The organism is Streptomyces sp. NPDC054770 (assembly GCF_053611985.1).
The window spans coordinates 51972-69781 of record NZ_JBSHBL010000034.1 but is presented as its reverse complement, the minus strand read 5'-3'; the positions used below and the strand labels follow the sequence as shown (position 1 = coordinate 69781).

General features: G+C 69.3%; 15 protein-coding genes. 4 read left to right on the top strand and 11 right to left on the bottom strand.

Annotation, left to right across the window (positions count from 1 at the left end; translation table 11 throughout):
• Positions 1 to 19 precede the first annotated feature (19 nt).
• Together map and ACWGKQ_RS27210 are read left to right on the top strand one after the other, a co-directional pair.
• Positions 20 to 799, top strand: coding sequence for a type I methionyl aminopeptidase (gene map, locus ACWGKQ_RS27215; protein WP_453294578.1), 780 nt, complete (start codon positions 20 to 22; stop codon positions 797 to 799).
• Positions 800 to 1393: 594 nt separating this feature from the next.
• Positions 1394 to 3937: an ATP-dependent Clp protease ATP-binding subunit gene (locus ACWGKQ_RS27210; protein WP_453294577.1), complete on the top strand. Its 2544-nt coding sequence runs from the start codon at positions 1394 to 1396 to the stop codon at positions 3935 to 3937.
• Between the two features lie 83 nt (positions 3938 to 4020).
• Here ACWGKQ_RS27210 and ggt read toward each other — a convergent pair whose 3' ends face one another.
• Positions 4021 to 5814 carry a gamma-glutamyltransferase gene (gene ggt, locus ACWGKQ_RS27205; protein ID WP_453294576.1) on the bottom strand — a complete coding sequence of 598 codons (1794 nt, stop codon included), beginning with the start codon at positions 5812 to 5814 and terminating at the stop codon, positions 4021 to 4023.
• 143 nt (positions 5815 to 5957) lie between these two features.
• Between ggt and ACWGKQ_RS27200 the strand changes: the two genes are divergently transcribed.
• The gene (locus tag ACWGKQ_RS27200; RefSeq protein WP_453294575.1) at positions 5958 to 6722 is read left to right on the top strand and encodes a hypothetical protein; all 765 of its coding nucleotides are present in this window, start codon (positions 5958 to 5960) and stop codon (positions 6720 to 6722) included.
• A 116-nt stretch (positions 6723 to 6838) separates the two neighbouring features.
• Positions 6839 to 8407 (top strand): CocE/NonD family hydrolase, encoded by a 1569-nt coding sequence (locus tag ACWGKQ_RS27195; RefSeq protein ID WP_453294574.1) that lies wholly within the window; start codon positions 6839 to 6841, stop codon positions 8405 to 8407.
• A gap of 43 nt (positions 8408 to 8450) precedes the next feature.
• Here the strand turns inward: ACWGKQ_RS27195 and ACWGKQ_RS27190 are convergent, their stop codons facing one another.
• The 10 genes from ACWGKQ_RS27190 to ACWGKQ_RS27145 all read right to left on the bottom strand — a co-directional run bounded on the left by ACWGKQ_RS27190 (position 8451) and on the right by ACWGKQ_RS27145 (position 17758).
• On the bottom strand, positions 8451 to 9299 hold the full coding sequence (locus ACWGKQ_RS27190; RefSeq protein WP_453294573.1) for an amino acid ABC transporter permease: 849 nt from the start codon (positions 9297 to 9299) through the stop codon (positions 8451 to 8453).
• On the bottom strand, positions 9296 to 9940 hold the full coding sequence (locus tag ACWGKQ_RS27185; RefSeq protein ID WP_453294572.1) for an amino acid ABC transporter permease: 645 nt from the start codon (positions 9938 to 9940) through the stop codon (positions 9296 to 9298). The genes ACWGKQ_RS27190 and ACWGKQ_RS27185 overlap by 4 nt, the downstream gene beginning before the upstream one ends.
• Positions 9941 to 9951: 11 nt before the next feature.
• Positions 9952 to 10884, bottom strand: coding sequence for a glutamate ABC transporter substrate-binding protein (locus tag ACWGKQ_RS27180; protein ID WP_453294621.1), 933 nt, complete (start codon positions 10882 to 10884; stop codon positions 9952 to 9954).
• Positions 10885 to 10950: 66 nt separating this feature from the next.
• Positions 10951 to 11694: an amino acid ABC transporter ATP-binding protein gene (locus tag ACWGKQ_RS27175; protein WP_453294571.1), complete on the bottom strand. Its 744-nt coding sequence runs from the start codon at positions 11692 to 11694 to the stop codon at positions 10951 to 10953.
• Between the two features lie 133 nt (positions 11695 to 11827).
• The gene (locus ACWGKQ_RS27170) at positions 11828 to 12235 is read right to left on the bottom strand and encodes a DUF6278 family protein (protein ID WP_453294570.1); all 408 of its coding nucleotides are present in this window, start codon (positions 12233 to 12235) and stop codon (positions 11828 to 11830) included.
• A gap of 16 nt (positions 12236 to 12251) precedes the next feature.
• On the bottom strand, positions 12252 to 13031 hold the full coding sequence (locus ACWGKQ_RS27165) for an exodeoxyribonuclease III (RefSeq protein ID WP_453294569.1): 780 nt from the start codon (positions 13029 to 13031) through the stop codon (positions 12252 to 12254).
• A gap of 109 nt (positions 13032 to 13140) precedes the next feature.
• Positions 13141 to 13776: an MBL fold metallo-hydrolase gene (locus ACWGKQ_RS27160; RefSeq protein ID WP_453294568.1), complete on the bottom strand. Its 636-nt coding sequence runs from the start codon at positions 13774 to 13776 to the stop codon at positions 13141 to 13143.
• A 63-nt stretch (positions 13777 to 13839) separates the two neighbouring features.
• Positions 13840 to 15159, bottom strand: a complete 1320-nt coding sequence (gene pcaDC, locus ACWGKQ_RS27155; RefSeq protein WP_453294567.1) for a bifunctional 3-oxoadipate enol-lactonase/4-carboxymuconolactone decarboxylase PcaDC — start codon at positions 15157 to 15159, stop codon at positions 13840 to 13842.
• A 32-nt stretch (positions 15160 to 15191) separates the two neighbouring features.
• Complete coding sequence (locus tag ACWGKQ_RS27150; RefSeq protein WP_453294566.1) at positions 15192 to 16307, bottom strand: IS110 family transposase; 1116 nt, start codon at positions 16305 to 16307, stop codon at positions 15192 to 15194.
• 1037 nt (positions 16308 to 17344) lie between these two features.
• Positions 17345 to 17758, bottom strand: coding sequence for an Imm10 family immunity protein (locus tag ACWGKQ_RS27145; RefSeq protein ID WP_453294565.1), 414 nt, complete (start codon positions 17756 to 17758; stop codon positions 17345 to 17347).
• Positions 17759 to 17810 lie beyond the last annotated feature (52 nt).

Sequence of the window (17810 nt, the reverse complement as noted above, 5' to 3'; positions counted from 1 at the left end):
AGCCGGTATATTAATTGGCATGGTGGAACTGAAGACAGACACATCGATCGATGCCATGCACGCGGCGGGCCAGGTCGTCGGGCGGGCCCTCACGGCCGTTCGGGAGGCCGCCCACGTCGGCGTCTCCCTCCTCGAACTGGACGAGGTGGCCCGGGAGGTGCTGCGCGTGGCCGGGGCCTCCTCCCCCTTCCTCGGCTACCGGCCCTCGTTCGCGCCCACCCCGTTCCCCGCCGCCATCTGCGCGTCCGTGAACGACGCGATCGTGCACGGCATCCCGACCGAGTACCGGCTGCGCGACGGCGACCTGGTCTCCATCGACTGCGGCGCCCAACTGGACGGCTGGGCCGGCGACTCGGCGATCAGCTTCACGGTCGGCGAGCCGCGCGCGGCGGACGTACGGCTCATCGAGACGGCGGAGCGGGCACTGGCGGCGGGCATCGCGGCGGCGGTGGCCGGCAACCGCACCGGCGACATCGCACACGCGGTCGGGCGCGTGTGCCGGGAGGCCGGCTACGGCATCCCGCAGGGCTTCGGCGGGCACGGCATCGGCCGCCGTATGCATGAGGACCCGGAGGTGCCGAACGAGGGCCGCCCCGGACGCGGTTTCCCGCTCCGGCACGGCATGGCCATCGCGATCGAACCCATGCTGATCGGCAGCGGCCGGGACGGCTACCACGAGGCCCCCGACGGCTGGACCCTGCGCACGAACGACGGTTCCCGGGCGGCTCACGTGGAGCACACGGTGGCGATCACCGAGGCGGGGCCGCGAATCCTCACGGCCAGGAATTCAAAGAACTGACACAGGTTTTTCCTGCGCATTTCTTATCGCGATATGCGGGCAGGCGCCGGACAAATGAATTCTCCAGAACGCTGAACAACGGCTGCGGTCCTCCCGTACACATATCCGTGACGGGCCGAGAAACGCCCGCCCGATCAGCGAAGGAGTTCTCATGGAAAACGTGCGCATGCGAGTTCCGTTTCCCCGGCCCACGCGGCGGCAGCCGGTACCTCCGCCGCCTCCGCCCCAGGGTCGGCGGCGGCCCCGGCCGCCGAATACCAACGGCCGCTGATCACGTTGCATAAAGCTCCCTGCGGCGTGGACCGGTGAAGGTGGGCCCGCCTTCACCGGTCCGTACCACGAGAAGAATCTGAATTTCCGCATCAGCACGTCCGGTGCTGATGCGGCGGTGAATTCCTTCCGTGTGGGCGGCCGCGGCCCGCGAAATGCGGAGACACCCGTCGGCCTGTCGCCCGAACGGCTGGACGTGCCCCCCTCCGGCGGGCGTGCGAAGGTGGTGTGACCGGGCCCTGCACGGGCACCCGCGTGGACCGGCACGTCGACCAGCGAGCGCGTCCCCCAAGGCGCCGGGACGCCGGAACGGAACGAACGCCCATGACCAGCGGCTACCCCGGACCGGGCGACTACGGAGAGGATCCCTTCGGGGAGTTCCTCGCACGCTTCTTCGGTGGCGGCGGAGCCCGCCAGGGTCCCCGGCAGATCGACATCGGCAGGCTGCTGAGCCAACCGGCCAGGGAACTGGTCAAGGGCGCCGCCCAGTACGCCGCCGAGCACGGCAGCCGGGACCTCGACACCGAGCACCTGCTGCGCGCGGCGCTCACCGCGGAGCCCACCCGCTCCCTGCTGAGCAGGTCCGGCGCCGATCCCGACTCGCTGGCGACGGAGATCGACGGCCGCGCCGGCCCGGTCCAGCACCCGCCCGGCGAGGCGCCCCCGCCGACCTCGCTGTCCCTCACCCCGGCCGTGAAGCGGGCCCTGCTGGACGCGCACGACCTGGCCCGGGCCGGTGGCGCCGGCTACATCGGCCCCGAACATGTCCTGGGCGCGCTCGCCGCCAACCCGGACTCGGCCGCCGGGCACATCCTGAACGCCGCCCGGTTCGCCGCCGCCGGTCTGCCCGCGGACGCCACGGACACCGACCGCTCGCACGCCGGCCCGGACACCCGGCGCCGTACCAGCAGCACGCCGACCCTGGACAAGTACGGCCGTGATCTGACCGAGCTGGCCGGTCAGGGCCGGATCGACCCGGTCATCGGCCGCGACGACGAGATCGAGCAGACCATCGAGGTGCTCTCCCGGCGCGGCAAGAACAACCCGGTGCTGATCGGTGACGCCGGTGTCGGCAAGACGGCGATCGTCGAGGGCCTGGCCCAGCGGATCGCCGACGCGGACGTACCGGACGTGTTGTCGTGCCGCCGGGTGATCGCCCTCGACCTGCCGAGCGTGGTCGCGGGCACCCGCTTCCGGGGCGACTTCGAGGAGCGCCTCAACAACATCGTGAACGAGATCCGCTCGCACTCCGACCAGCTGGTCGTCTTCATCGACGAGCTGCACACCGTGGTCGGTGCCGGGGGCGGCGGCGAGGGCGGCGCGATGGACGCGGCCAACATCCTCAAGCCCGCGCTGGCCCGGGGCGAGCTGCACGTCGTGGGCGCGACCACCCTTGAGGAGTTCCGCAAGATCGAGAAGGACGCGGCGCTGGCCCGCCGCTTCCAGCCGATCCTGGTGCCCGAGCCGACGGTCCCGGACACCATCGAGATCCTGCGCGGCCTGCGCGACCGCTACGAGGCCCACCACCAGGTCCGCTACACCGACGAGGCGCTGGTCGCCGCCGTCGAGCTCTCCGACCGCTACCTCACCGACCGCAGGCTGCCGGACAAGGCGATCGACCTGATCGACCAGGCCGGCGCCCGGGTCCGCCTCGGCAGCCGCGCCAAGGGCAGCGACGTACGGACGATGGAGCGCGAGATAGAGCAGCTCACCCGGGACAAGGACCAGGCGGTCGCCGACGAGCAGTACGAGCGTGCCACCCAGCTGCGCGACCGTGTCGGCGAGTTGAAGACACGCATCACCGAGGTCTCCGGCGAGGACCAGGCGGACGAGGGGATGAACCTGGAGGTGACGGCCGAGGCGATCGCCGAGGTGGTCTCCCGGCAGACCGGCATCCCGGTGAGCAGCCTCACCCAGGAGGAGAAGGAACGGCTGCTGGGCCTGGAGGGGCATCTGCACGAGCGGGTCATCGGCCAGGACGAGGCGGTCGCCGTCGTCTCCGAGGCGGTCATGCGCTCCCGCGCCGGGCTCGCCAGCCCGGACCGCCCGATCGGCAGCTTCCTCTTCCTCGGCCCGACCGGTGTCGGCAAGACCGAACTGGCCCGCGCGCTCGCCGAGGCCCTGTTCGGCAGCGAGGACCGGATGGTCCGCCTGGACATGAGCGAGTACCAGGAGCGCCACACCGTCTCCCGTCTGGTGGGCGCCCCGCCCGGCTACGTCGGCCACGAGGAGGCGGGCCAGCTCACCGAGGTGGTCCGCCGCCACCCGTACTCCCTGCTCCTCCTGGACGAGGTGGAGAAGGCGCACCCCGACGTCTTCAACATCCTGCTCCAGGTCCTGGACGACGGCCGCCTGACCGACTCCCAGGGCCGCACGGTGGACTTCACCAACACGGTCATCGTGATGACCAGCAACCTGGGCTCGGACGTGATCACCAGGAGCGGCGCCGGCATCGGCTTCGGCCCCGGCGGCGAGGAGGCGACGGAGGAGGCCCGCCGCGAACGGGTCCTGCGCCCGCTCCGGGACCACTTCCGCCCGGAGTTCCTCAACCGCATCGACGAGATCGTCGTCTTCCGCCAGCTCACCGGCGAACAGCTGCGCCAGATCACCGAGCTCCTGCTGGAACACACCCGCCGCATGCTGCACGCCCAGGGCATCACCGCCCACTTCACGGACGCGGCGGTCAACTGGCTCGCGGAACACGGCTACCAGCCGGAGTACGGCGCCCGGCCACTGCGTCGGACCATCCAGCGGGAGGTCGACAACCAGCTGTCACGCCTGCTCCTGGACGGCACGATCACGGAGGGCAGTGAAGTGACCATGGATGCAGCGAGCGGCCGCTTGGAATTCCGGACGGACAAACCTTAGGGGCGCGGGGCTGTATCGATTTGCGGCTCCGCCGCGTGGGCGCGACCAGCCCCCACGCGCCCCACGCGCCCGCACCCGCGCAACTACCGCACCGGATCCACCACCTGCGCGGACCCTCCACCGCGCCGCACAGTCTCCGCCGCCGCCAGCCACTTCCCACCCGGCAACCGCTGCACCCCGGTAGCCGCCCCGATCTCGGGATTCAACGAGAACGAGTGCCCGATAGCCTCCAGCTTCCCCCTCAGCACGGGGTCGTTGTACAGCGCCGGTTCCAACTCGGTCTGCGCCGCATTCCGCTGCGACGCCCGAGGCGCGGCGATCGCGTCCACCAACGGCAGGTGCCGGTCGAGGAACTCGGTCAGCACCTGGAGCACGGTCGTGATGATCGTCGCCCCACCGGGCGAACCCACGGCGACCACCGGCCGGTTCGCCTTGTCAAGCACGATCGTCGGCGAGATGGACGACCGCGGCCGCTTCCCGGGCCCGGGCAGGTTCGGGTCGTGCACCGCGGGGTTCGCCGGGGTGAACGAGAAGTCGGTCAGCTCGTTGTTGAGCAGGAACCCGCGCCCCGGCACGGTGATCGCGCTGCCGCCGGTCTGCTCGATGGTCAGCGTGTAGGAGACGACGTTCCCCCACTTGTCGGCGACCGTGAGGTGCGTCGTGTTCTCGCCCTCGTACGTGGTCGGCGCCGCCGTACCGGTCGACCCGGGGTTGTTCGGGTCGCCCGGCGCGACCGGGCTGGTCAGCACCGCGTCGTCGCTGATCAGCTTCGCCCGCTCGTCGGCGTACCGCTGCGACAGCAGCCCCTTGGTCGGCACGTTCTCGAACGCCGGGTCGCCGACCCAGCGCCCGCGGTCGGCGAAGGCGATCCGGCTCGCCTCGATGAAGTGGTGCAGGTACTGCACCTCGCTGGCCTTGGAGAGGTCGGTGTTCTCAAGGATGTTGAGCGCTTCCCCGACCGTCGTGCCGCCTGACGAGGACGGCGCGATCGAGTACACCTTCAGGCCGCGGTACCCCGTCTCGGTCGGCGCCTGCAACTTGGCCCGGTAGGCGGCCAGGTCCTTCACCGACAGCTTGCCCGCCCGCGCCTTCCACCCCGAACTCGGGTCCACGGGCGGGTTGTTCACCGTCGACACGATGTCCTTGCCGAGGGCACCCCGGTAGATGAACCCGATCCCCTTCTTCCCCAGCTCCTTGTAGGTCCGGGCGAGTTCGGGGTTCTTGAAGGTGGAGCCCACCGCCGGCAGCTGCCCGCCCGGCAGGAACAGCTTCGCCGTGTCGGGGAAGTACCGGAACCGTGTCTCGTTCGCGGCGGTCTGCGACCGGAAGGTGTCGTCGACGACGAACCCGTTGCCGGCGATCCGCTCGGCCGGTTTCAGTACCGTACCGAGCCGCTCCGTCCCCCACTGGCTGAGCGCCGTCTGCCAGGTGGCCGGCGTCCCCGGGGTGCCGACGCTCAGTCCGCTGCTCACGGCGTCGGCGAAGGCCAGCGGCTTGCCGTTCTCCACGAAGAGGTTGGAGCCGGCGGTCAGCGGTGCGGTCTCGCGGCCGTCGATCGTGTGCACGGTACGGGACTTGGCGTTGTAGTAGACGAAGTAGCCGCCTCCTCCGACGCCGGAGGAGTAGGGCTCGGTGACGCCGAGCGCGGCCGCGGTCGCGACGGCCGCGTCGACCGCGTTGCCGCCCTTGCGGAGGACCTCGATACCGGCGGCGGTGGCGTCGGCGTCGACGCTGGCCACCGCGCCGCCGTAGCCGACGGCCACCGGGGTTTTCGCGGCGGTGGTACCGCCGACGGCGGGCGGCGCTGCCGCTCCCACCGACACCACGGCGGCCGAGACCGCCAGGACCGTCAGTTTCCGCGCGACAGGGCGACGCATCCGCACCTCCAGTTCCGGAACGTCCGCGCAGCGTATCGGCGGGGCCACGCCCCCGACAGCCACATTCAGGGCACTGTCATATGACTGCCACACTTCGAACACGGGTACGTTCCGGCCACCTGTGACCGCTAGCATGCGCGCCCATGAATGACGACCTGCGCAACATTATCCTCGGCGTAGTGGCGGCCGGCATCAGCGCGGCGCTCGGCTGGCTCGCCCGTACCTCGCTGTGGCGCCGCGGCCTGCGCCGCAAGCAGGCCTTCTTCGGGCTGCCGGAGAACTCGGAGTCGCTGCTGGTCGTCAACCGCGATCCGGCCACGTCCGAACCGGCGGTCCACCGTTTCGACGTGTTCGCGCTCCTGGAGCTGGCCGCGCTGATCAAGGACTGCGGCGCGAACCTCCAGATGGTGACCCAGGAGAACGTCCAGCAGGGCTTCGGCGAGCGGACCGAGTTCTGCGTCGGAGGTCCCGGGTCGAATCGCCGCATGCTCGCACACATGTCGGCCATGCTGCCCGGCATCCGCGTCAACATCGATCCGGAGCCGGGCCCGGACCGCGGCGCCTTCCAGATCGGCACCGAGCGCTACCGGCTGGATCCGGGCATCACGGAGTACGTACTGCTGGCCCGCCTCACCGCCGGCCAACGCCCGGACGCCCGCCCGGTGTTCCTCTTCTGCGGACAGCGCGCGATCACCAACCAGGCGGCCACCCGCTACCTCGCCCGCAGCCACGAGCGGCTCGCCCGCAAGCACGGCAACAACTCGTTCGTGCTGCTTCTCAAGGTGGTCAACTCCCAGGCGTACGGCCCTGACGTGGTCGAACTCGTCTCGGACGTCACCCGGGCCGCCCAGGCGCCGCTGCCGCCCGCCGCGACCGACCCCGCACCCACCCCCCACCGCGCCTCCTGACTACCTGCACCATTCAACAATCGTTACCCGCACGTAACTTACCGACGGGTTACTTACGGTAAGGGGCTGCGGTTACCGTCGGGTCACTTTGCATTGACACATACGGGGAGTGACCTGTGGGATCCCATCGCAAGGCCCTGCGCACGACCGCCTTGGGCGCCGTCTCCGCGACCCTGATCGCCGGCGGCGTCCTCGGGTTCACCCCCGCCGCCCAGGCCGCCGCCGACAGCGTCCGGTTCGTCGACATCGGCGGCGACGGCGGTACGACGCTCAAGGCCAACGTCGTCACACCCGCGGGCGCCGACGGCTCGCACCGCTACCCGCTCCTCGTCATGCCCACGAGCTGGGGCTTCCCGCAGGTCCAGTACCTGGCCCAGGCCCAGAAACTCGCCGACTCCGGCTATGTCGTGGTGGCCTACAACGTCCGGGGGTTCTGGCAGTCCGGCGGCGAGATCGAGGTGGCGGGTCCGCCCGATGTGGCCGACGCGTCCAAGGTGATCGACTGGGCGCTCGCCAACACCCCGTCCGACGCCGGGCACATCGGCATGGCGGGCGTGTCGTACGGCGCCGGCATCAGTCTGCTGGCGGCCGCACACGACAAGCGGATCAAGGCGGTCGCCTCGCTCAGCGGCTGGGCCGACCTGATCGACTCGATCTACTCGGGCCGCACGGAGCACTCTCAAGCGACCGCCCTCCTTGACGGCGTCGGCCTGGTCACCGGGCGCCCGAGCGCGGAGACCAGCCAGGTCTTCAAGGACTTCTTCGCCTCCGACCTGTCGAAGGAACAGGAACTGATCGACTGGGGAAAGAAACGTTCCGCCGCGACCTATGTCGACCAGATCAACAAGAACGGCGCGGCGGTCATGCTCGCCAACGCCTGGGGCGACACGATCTTCCCGCCCAACCAGATCGCCGACTTCTACGGCAGGTTGACCGGCCCCAAGCGGCTTGAGCTGCGCCCGGGCGACCATGCCACCGCCGAACTGACGGGTCTGTTCGGGCTGCCCAACGACGTGTGGACGGACACCGAGCGCTGGTTCGACCGCTACCTCAAGGGCGCGGACAACGGCATCGACCGCGAGCAGCCCGTGGAGCTCAAGTCCCGTTCCACGGGCGGCTACGAGGGTTATCCGGACTGGAAGTCGGTGGGTGCCACGCGGCGGAAGATCGACCTCGCGGGCACGGCCACCGTCCACGCGAACGTCGACTCGGGCGCGGACGGCGGGATCGTCTTCCTGTCCAGCATCCTCGACCAGGTCGCCCAGCTGCCCCCGGTCGCCTCGATCCCGCTGCTGCCCCGGCGCTGGGCCGCCGTCTGGCAGTCCGAGCGGTACGGCAGCACCCAGCGGGTGCGCGGCACCGCCCGGTTGCACACCACCCTCACCCCGACCGCGGAGAGCGGCACCCTCGTCGCCTACCTCTACGACGTGGGGCCGCTCGGCCTCGGCAAACTGGTCACCAACGCGCCGTACACCTGGCACGGCCGGACGCCCGGCAAGGCGTTCGACGTGGACCTGGACCTGTTCTCCACCGCCTACGACGTGCCCGCCGGGCACCGGCTCGCGCTGGTGGTCGACACGGTGGACCCGCTCTACATCGAGCACAACCCGTCCGGCGCGCAGCTGACCTTCTCCTCGCCGGTGGACGACCCGTCGTACGTGTCCGTTCCGCTGCGCGAGCAGTGATCTCCGGCTGCCGCCGGCCGGGCCTGGCCCTGGCTGCTGCCCCCTACGGCAGCAGCGTCCCTGGTTCGGCCGGGGCCACCTCGGCGGCCCCGGTCTTGGGACTGTGCTGCTCCCGCCTGGCCACCCAGCCGGCGAACCACGAGAGCAACATGCACATCCCGATGTAGATCGGCGAGATCACCATCACCACAGGGATGAAGGGCAAATCGTAGTCGAGGTTCGACGCGATCAGTTTCCCGGCATGGAGGAACTCCTCGTAGGTGATGAGATAGCCGAGCGAGGTGTCCTTCAGGGCCACCACGAGCTGGCTGATGATGGCGGGCAGCATCGCCCGGACGGCCTGGGGCACCAGGACGTACGACATGACCTGGGTCTTGCGCATGCCGAGTGCGAACGCGGCCTCCCGCTGGCCGCGTTCGACGCTGTTCACCCCGGAGCGGAACACCTCGGCGAGCACCGAGCCGTTGTAGAGGGTGAGTCCGGCGACCAGGGCGGGCAGCGGCTGGACCTTCAGCGCCACGAAGACGAAGAAGATCATCACCAGGACGGGCATGGCACGGAAGAACTCCACGACGACGGTGGCGAGCAGCCGCACCGGGCGGTGCTCGGAGAGCCGTCCGGTGGCCAGCAGCCCGCCCAGCGCGAGGGACAGGACGGCCGCCGCCGCGAAGGCCCTGAGGGTGTTGCCGAGGCCCCGCAGGAGGAGTTCCTGAATTCCCTGGTAGGCGAAGGGCATCCACTTGGTGTACGTGAACTGGCCGGTGTCGAAGAGGAGATACAGGATCCAGGCGAGCAGGGCGAGGAGGACGGCCGTCGCCAGGACGCCGTATGCCGCGTGCCGTCTTCTGGTGACGGGGCCCGGGATGTCGTAGAGCGCGGTGGCCTGGCTCATCGGGCGACTCCCCACGTGCGCTCCATCAGGTTGAACAGGGCGCTGATGGCCAGGGTGATGACCAGGTAGCCGGCGGCGATCCAGACGAAGGTCCAGACGATGTTGTAGCCGAGCTCGCTCAGTGTCCGGTAGGTGCCGAGGAGTTCGGTGACGCTGAAGGCGCCCGCGATCGCGGAGTTCTTGGCGAGCGCGATGAGGGTGGAGCCGACCGGCGCGAGGACCGACCGGAAGGCCTGGGGCAGGATCACCAGTTGGAGGGTCTGCCCGAAGGTCATGCCGAGGCTGCGGGCCGCCTCGCCCTGTCCCCTGGGCACGGTGTTGATGCCGGAGCGCAGCGCCTCGCAGACGAAGGCGGAGGTGTAGCAGCCGAGGGCGAGCACCGCGAACACCTTGAAGGGCAGCACCAGTCCGAACCGGGGCAGGCCGAGCAGCACCGCGAAGAACAGGAGGGTGAGCGGGGTGTTGCGGAGCACGGTGACCCAGGCCGTGCCGAAGATGCGCAGGGAGCCGACGGGCGCGACCCGGAAGGACGCCATCAGGAAGCCGAGAAGCAGGGCCAGCGCCGAGGAGTAGACGGTCAGTTCGAGCGTGCCGAGGAAACCCTCGGCGTACGTGTGGAAGTTGTCTGTCAGTACGTTCATGCCGTCCTCGCTCAGCTCGCGGGATAGCGGTCGATCGGGGGCGGGGTGGGGGCGGGTACGCCGGACAGGCCGAGCGTCGCCTCGTACGCCTTCTTCCAGTCGCCGTTCTTCTCACGTGCCTCCAATGCGTCGTCCATCGCGAAGCGCAGGGCGGTGTCGCCGCGGGGGACGCCGATGCCGTACGGCTCCTTGGAGAAGGGCCTGCCGACGACCTTGAGTTCGCCGGGGGCCTTCGCCGCGTAGCCGATGAGGATGGCGTCGTCGGTGGTGACGGCGTCGACCTGGTAGGTGAGCAGGTTGTCGACGCAGACGGAGTAGGTGTCGTAGGCGACCAGGACCGCTTTCGGGTAGTCGGCCCTGATCCGCTGGTACGGCGTGGAGCCGGCCGCCGAGCAGACGCGTTTGCCGGCGAGGTCCTGGGGGCCGTGGATGTCGTTCTCGTCGTGGCGTACCAGGAGCGACTGGCCCGCCATGTAGTACGGCCCGGCGAAGCCGACGAGCTTCTTCCGGTTGTCGTTGATGGTGTAGGTGCCGACGTAGTAGTCGATCTGGCCGTTCTGGAGGGCGGTCTCGCGGTTGGCGGAGGCGATGGTCCGGAAGCGGATCGTCTTCGGGGCGAGGCCGAGGGAGGCGGACATCATCCTGGCGATCTCGATGTCGAAGCCCGAGTAGACGCCGGTGGCCGGGTCCCGCTCGCCGAGGTAGGGCTGGTCCTCCTTGGCGCCGACGACGAAGTAACCGCGCTTCTCGGCCCGGGTCCAGGTCGGGGAGTCCGGTAGCCGGAAGCCCTGCGCGACCTGGTAGACGGGGAGCCGGTCGGCCGCGGGGCCCTTCCGCGGCGGGCTGCCCTCCTTGCCGCAGCCGACGAGGCCGAACCCGGCGCCGGCGCCGGCGAGCAGCACGGCGAGCAGGGTCAGGGCGGCGGGCACCCGCGGGAATGGCATCCGCGGGACGGGCAGACGGGGGCCGGGCAGACGGGTCGTACGGACCATGGGTGGTGTGCTCCCCGCTCAGTGCTTGAGGATCTTGGACAGGAAGTCCTTGGCGCGCTCGCTGCGCGGGGCGGTGAAGAACTCCTCCGGAGTGCGGTCCTCGACGATGCGGCCGTCGGCCATGAAGACGACCCGGTTGGCGGCGGAGCGGGCGAAGCCCATCTCGTGGGTGACGACGACCATGGTCATGCCGTCCCGGGCGAGCTGCCGCATGACCTCCAGGACCTCGTTGATCATCTCGGGGTCGAGGGCGGAGGTGGGTTCGTCGAAGAGGAGGGCCTTGGGTTCCATGGCGAGGGCGCGGGCGATGGCCACGCGCTGCTGCTGGCCGCCGGAGAGCTGTGCGGGGTATTTCTCGGCCTGTGCCGACAGGCCCACACGGTCCAGGAGTTCACGTGAGCGGCGGTCGGCCTGGTCCTTCTTGCGCCTGCGGACCTTGATCTGGGCGAGGGAGACGTTCTGGAGAACCGTCTTGTGGGCGAACAGGTTGAAGGACTGGAAGACCATGCCGACCTCGGCGCGGAGCCTCGCGAGGGCCCTGCCCTCCTGGGGCAGCGGCTGCCCGTCGAGGGTGATCGTCCCGGACTCGATGGTCTCCAGGCGGTTGATCGTCCGGCACAGCGTCGACTTTCCCGACCCCGAGGGGCCGATGACCACGACCACCTCTCCCCTGCCGACGGTGAGATCGATGCCCTGGAGGACATGGAGCTCGCCGTAGTACTTGTTGACGTCCCGCAGTTCGATCAGAGGATCGACGGCCATACGCAGCCCTACCCACTCTCAGCTGTGCCGTGGTCGCCGCAAACTATCCAGCCGCGGGGGGACACAACGCACGACACGCACTTTTCGGGCATTAGCCGTATTTACGCCGCCTTTATAGTTGGGCAGCCACCGTTCAGGCCTCGGCGACCTCCGCATAGAGCTGGGAGAGTTCGGGGACCCCGCTCGCCGCCCAGTCGTGGCCGGACTCGACGACCTCGAACTCCCGCCCGGACGCGAGCCGCACGACCGGCATCCCGTCCGACCGGATCTCCCACTCGGCGCCGGACACGGTCCGGGTCAGGACGGTGCCCAGATACAGGCCGGCGTCGGTGCCGAGCCAGGTCAGCGTCTCCTCGTCGTCCCGCCAGCGCGGGAGCAGCTGGTCGAGGGCCTCCAGCGAGGCCGGGGTGTCGTCGAGCGCGACACCCTCCTCGGCCGCCTGGGCGCGCAGCAGCTCGCACTCGGCGAGCAGATCGGGGTCGGCGATGTGGGGGACGTCACCGGTCTTGCCGTGCCTGTTACCCAGGAAGGGGATGTTCATGGTCCCAGGTTGACACTCACACCTCCAGGTCCACCACCACCGGAGCGTGATCGGACGCGCCTTTGCCCTTGCGTTCCTCGCGGTCGACGTAGGCGTCCTCGACGGCCTTGGCGAACGGCTCGTTGCCGTACACCAGGTCGATGCGCATGCCCCGGTTCTTGGGGAAGCCGAGCTGGCGGTAGTCCCAGTAGGTGAAGGGGTGGTCGTACTTGAGCGGGCGCGGGACGACGTCGGAGAGACCGGCCTCGCGCAGGGAGGCGAGGGCGGCGCGCTCGGCCGGGGTGACATGGGTGAGGCCCTCGAAGGCGGCCCGGTCGAAGACGTCGTCGTCGGTCGGCGCCACGTTGTAGTCGCCGAGCACGGCGAACGGGCGGCTGCCGCCCGCGTCCCCGGCCACCGCCGCCTTCAGCGCCTCGAACCACTGGAGCTTGTAGGCGTAGTGCGGGTGGTCCACCTCGCGGCCGTTGGGCACGTACACCGACCAGACGCGGACCGGGCCGCAGGTCGCCGAGATCGCGCGCGGCTCCACGCCGCCGTCGTAGCCGGGGTCGCCGGGCAGGCCCTTGACGACGTCCGCCAGGCCGACCTTCGACAGCACCGCCACGCCGTTCCACCGGCCGGTGGCGTTCACCGCCGCCTCGTAGCCCAGCTCGCGCAGTTGCTCGAACGGGAACTGCTCCTCGGCGACCTTCGCCTCCTGGAGGCAGAGCACGTCCGTGCCGCTGCTCTCCAGCCAGGCGAGGAGCCTCGGCAGGCGGGCGGTGATCGAGTTCACGTTCCAGGTCGCGATGCGCATGCCCCACAACCTACCGGGCCCCTCTGACAACCGGCCGGGACGCCCGGGCTCGGGACGCCCGGGCTCGGGACGCCCTGGCTCGGGACGCCCTGGCTCGGGACGCCCGGCCTCAGACGTCCGCCGAGGCCCCCGGCGCCAGCCGCTGGTGGTCCGCGCCGCCCAGGGCGCCGATCTGGCGGTCGTAGATCGGCCGGGCCAGGTCGGTGAGCAGGGCGTCGTGGATGTCGTAGGCGCGCTGCGGCTTCACCTCGCGGACGTAGTCGATGACCTCGGAGATCTTGTTCCAGGGGGCCATCACCGGCAGCATCAGCGTCTCGACGGGGTGGTCGGGGACGGTGAGGGCGTCGCCGGGGTGGAAGACCCTGCCACCGTCGATCAGGTAGCCGACGTTGGTGATGCGCGGGATGTCCGGGTGGATCACCGCGTGCAGTTCGCCGTGCACCTGGACGTCGAAGCCGGCGGCGGTGAAGGTGTCGCCGTGGCCGACGGTGTGCACCCGGCCCGGGAAGGCCGCCGCGAGCTGGTCGGCGACGGACTTCAGGGTCCAGATCTCGGCGGCGGGGTCGGCGTCCAGGGCCGCCCGCAGCCGGCCCTCGTCGAAGTGGTCGGGGTGTTCGTGGGTGATCAGGATCGCCTGGGCGCCGACGGCCGCGTCCTCCTCGCTGAACCCGCCGGGGTCGAGGACGAGCACGCGCCCGTCCTTCTCCAGGCGCACGCACGCGTGGGACTTCTTGGTGAGCTTCATGGTCACCATCCTGCCCCCGCACCGTCCCCCGGTCCCCGGCATTCCCCGTGTCCTCGGGAGCCCTCAGCCCTCGGGAGTGGTCTCCTCCCGGATGACCTGCTGGGCCACCCGGAACGCGCTGTTCGCGGCGGGCACTCCGCAGTACACGGCCGCCTGGAGCAGCACTTCCTTGATCTCGTCCGGAGTGAGGCCGTTGCGCAGCGCCGCCCGGACGTGGAAGGCCAGCTCCTCCAGGTGGCCGCCCGCGACCAGCGCGGTGAGCGTGACACAGCTGCGCGAGCGCCGGTCGAGTCCGGGCCGGTCCCAGATCTCGCCCCACGCGTAGCGGGTGACGAACTCCTGGAAGTCCCCGGAGAAGTCGTCGGCCTGCGCCAGCGCCCGGTCCACGTGCGCGTCCCCGAGCACCTCCCGGCGGACCTTCAGCCCCGCGTCGTACGGGTCGGGGCGGCCGAGCGGCTGCGGCGGTACGACCGGCGGGGCGATCTCGGCGATCGGCGTGACCTGGGGAGCGAACTGGGGCACGGACTGCGGGGCGGCCATCAGGACCGGCTTGACCGGGGCGGCCGGGATGGCCATCTGGCCGGTGGTCGAGTCGTAGGCGGGCTGCCAGGCGCTGGAGAAGTGCCGCACCAGCAGGTCGGTGACGGCGGCCGGCTGCTCGACCGGAACCAGGTGGGAAGCGCCGGGTACGACCGCGAGCCGGGCGTCCGGGATCCCGGCGACCAGGGTGCGGGCCTCGGCCGGGCCGGTGACCTGGTCGTCGGAACCGACCAGCACGAGCGCCGGTACGCCGACCCGGGCGAGCTCGTGCCGTACGTCGAAGCCGGCCAGGGCCTCGCAGGCGGCGATGTAGCAGCCGGGGTCGGTGGTGCGGACCATCTGGACGGCCCACTCGGTGATCGCCGGCTGGGCGGCGGCGAACCCGCTGGTGAACCAGCGGTCGGGCGAGGTCCGGGCGATCGGGTCGAGGCCGTTCGTCCGTACGATCACGCCACGCTGCCGGAACTCGTCCGCCGTCCCGAACCGGGGCGAGGCGGCGACCAGCGCCAGCGAGGCGACCCGCTCCGGGTGCCGCAGAGCCAGCTCGATGCCGACGGCGCCGCCGAGCGCGCAGCCCGCGTAGCCGAAGCGCTGCACGCCGAAGGAGTCCAGCGTGGCCAGCAGCCGGGCGGTCAGCTCGGCCACGGAACCCGCCGGGTGCGCCGGCGCGCCACCGTGCCCGGGAAGGTCGTAGCGGAAGACCCGCCACTGCTGGACCAGCTCCGGGATCTGCCGGTCCCACATGTGCCAGGTGGTGCCCAGCGACGGGCCCAAGATCAGGACCGGAGCGTCTTCTGGCCCGTCAAAGCGGTATTGCAGGGTGTTCGCTGGCGTCTCACTCACCCGCCTGACCCTCTCATCTGTCACGACAGCCCCTATGAGCGGGGTGCTGGCTGTAGCTGTTTGACCAGGTGGAAGACCTCGCGGGCAGCGTAGCGTTTGAGGCAACGGACGATTTCGCGCCGGGTCTTGCCCTCCTTGATCCGGCGCTCGTAGTAGTCCTGAGTGCGCGGGTCGACCCTCAAGCGGGTGAACACGATGCGGTGGAGAGCGGCGTTGGCCTGCCGGTCGCCTCCGCGGTTGAGGCGACGGAACTGCCGGCGCCCCGAGGAACGCTCGACAGGGCTGACCCCGCACAGCGCGGCGAACGATGCCTCACTGTCCAGCCGTTCCGGGTTGTCCCCCACCGTGATCAGCAACGTGACCGCCGTGTCCGGGCCGATCCCCACCACGTCGAGCAGCTGCGGGGCATGCCGTTCCACGAGCCGGGTCAGACGAGTCTCCACGTCCCGGATCTGCTCGGAGAGCTGGTCGATCCGGTGAGCCAGCAGGCCCAGCGTGATCCGAGTGGCCTGCAGCACCGACTCCTCGCCGATCTCCTCGCAACTGCTCCTGTCCGCGAACTGCGCACAGGTACGAAAGAGTTCGGCATTACCCAGTCCGGCCAGCTCCTCCCGCAAAGCGGGATCAGCAGTAACAAGGACGGCCTTGAGCTGATTGATGGCCTGGGTGCGAGCCTTGACGGCCGACGCCTTCGTGAGTTTGTACATTCTCGCGATCTGTACCGGCCCGTCGCCCGTTTTGGCCCGGGCGCTAGCCCGCCCGCTCAACACAGCTCGCGCCGCGTTCTGGGCATCGAGCGGATCCGACTTCCCGCGCCGACGACGATCAGCCCGGTCCATCCAGTTCGCGTCAAAAACGTCCACGCCTTGGGCCAGCAGATAGCGGGACAGAGATGCCCCATAGGAACCGGTCCCCTCCACCCCGGCCCGCCCTACGGTCCCCGACTTCCTGGCCCACTTCAGCAGATCGCGGTATCCAGCCGAGGTGGCCGGGAACTCGTCAGTGGCGAGCACCGCCCCCGTCAAGGAGAGCACCGCAGCCACATGGGCGTCCCGGTGCGTGTCCACTCCCAGCACCACCTCCCCCACAGGGCGACGACGGCGGGCCCGCGGAGCAGGCGTCGTACTGGACAGCGCCGAACCACGCATGCCCGTTCCCTTCCGGCCCGATGACGCATCGCGTTGCCGGTACCGAGCCGCGTCAGACGGTCAGAATCGTGAGGACGCCACAACAATCGACAGGCCCCTATCGGGACACACCCCGCCAGCCCGGCACCGACAATGCACCATCCCCGGCCGCCGGCCGACACCGTGTGACTGAGACACTTCGGTCAGAAATATCACGAGTCAGACCATAGGCCCGGGACAGCACCCGGCCATCTTCCCGCCCCCATCTCGCGACCACCCAGGGACCGCAGGACATGCTCAACCTCCTTCACGCAACACCCCGAACCTGATCCCGGCCGAGCACAACAGCACACGAAGGCAAGCGGCGCGATCAGGAGTCGCCAGCCGCAAGAGCGGCGACCCTGGCGCCGCCCTCGTCGGCTGCGTCACCGATCGAATAGGCGGCCGCCGACTTCGGAATCCATGCGTATGGGCCCCACCCGCCCGCGCGGATCCACGACCCAGCGCATGCCCCATGTCCTCATAGACCTCAAGATCATTATCGTGGAATTGAAATTCCATGCCATCCCGGATGCTCGAACGTGGAATCCCGAGTGCAAGTCCATGCTTCTTCGGCCGTTACGAGAGCAACGTCCTCATAGTTATGAGTCCACAAACAGCGGGCACGCCTCGGGACCCTCGATCAAATCTCTCCCGAGCCCGACTACGACAACGACCCGCGGGTCTGCGCGGCACCAATCCGCCGATATTTCCGCCGGGCACCAAGAAGACCCGACCCAAGAACACTGTCCGGTGGGGCCTCAAGTGTCCCGGAAGACGGAGTTTCGTTCGTAATGAACTGGCACGCCACCGCAAAAATAGTCAACTGAAGCATCGACCATTAGCGGAATCCCCGCGAGCTGAACCGGAACACTGCAATCCGTCAATCAAAGCAGGACTGAACTGCCGTCAGACACCCCAGAAGCCCCATCGGGAAACAGATTCCGTGGGGCCTTTGCGCCGACAAACTAACCTAGGAAAAAAACAGACCGAGAGATGCGAAACTCAGCCTCTTCATCTCAACGATCCGCGGAAAGTCCAATGATCTCAGGCAAGAGTTCGGCTGACCCATAAGAGAATACATACACTAGGCCCGCTTTTACCTTCTCGATCTCATCCCTCGATAGATCGAGGAACAGGGATACAACAGGGGCGGGAAGCCCAAGCTCCTCTTGAGCCTTTTCACTGAAGCTAATCTTCAGGAGCGCGTCTCGCAATTCGACGCTCTTGACGCCTCCAAAACTTGTCTTATGGCTCTCATTCACCACACAGTAGGAATCGAAAGGAGGGCGTGGGGCATGACGATCCTCTGAACCACGGAGGTTACGCTGAAATTCGAACCCTTGCACACCCTCGCCCCAAGAGGTAAATAGGGCCAGCGTATACGTCTTATACTCCTCGTCCTGGTTGATCTCTCGGATGGTCAATTCCATTTCCTCAAACCCTTTCCTTGACCTGCTGTCCGCTGGCACGGGGAGCACCGCT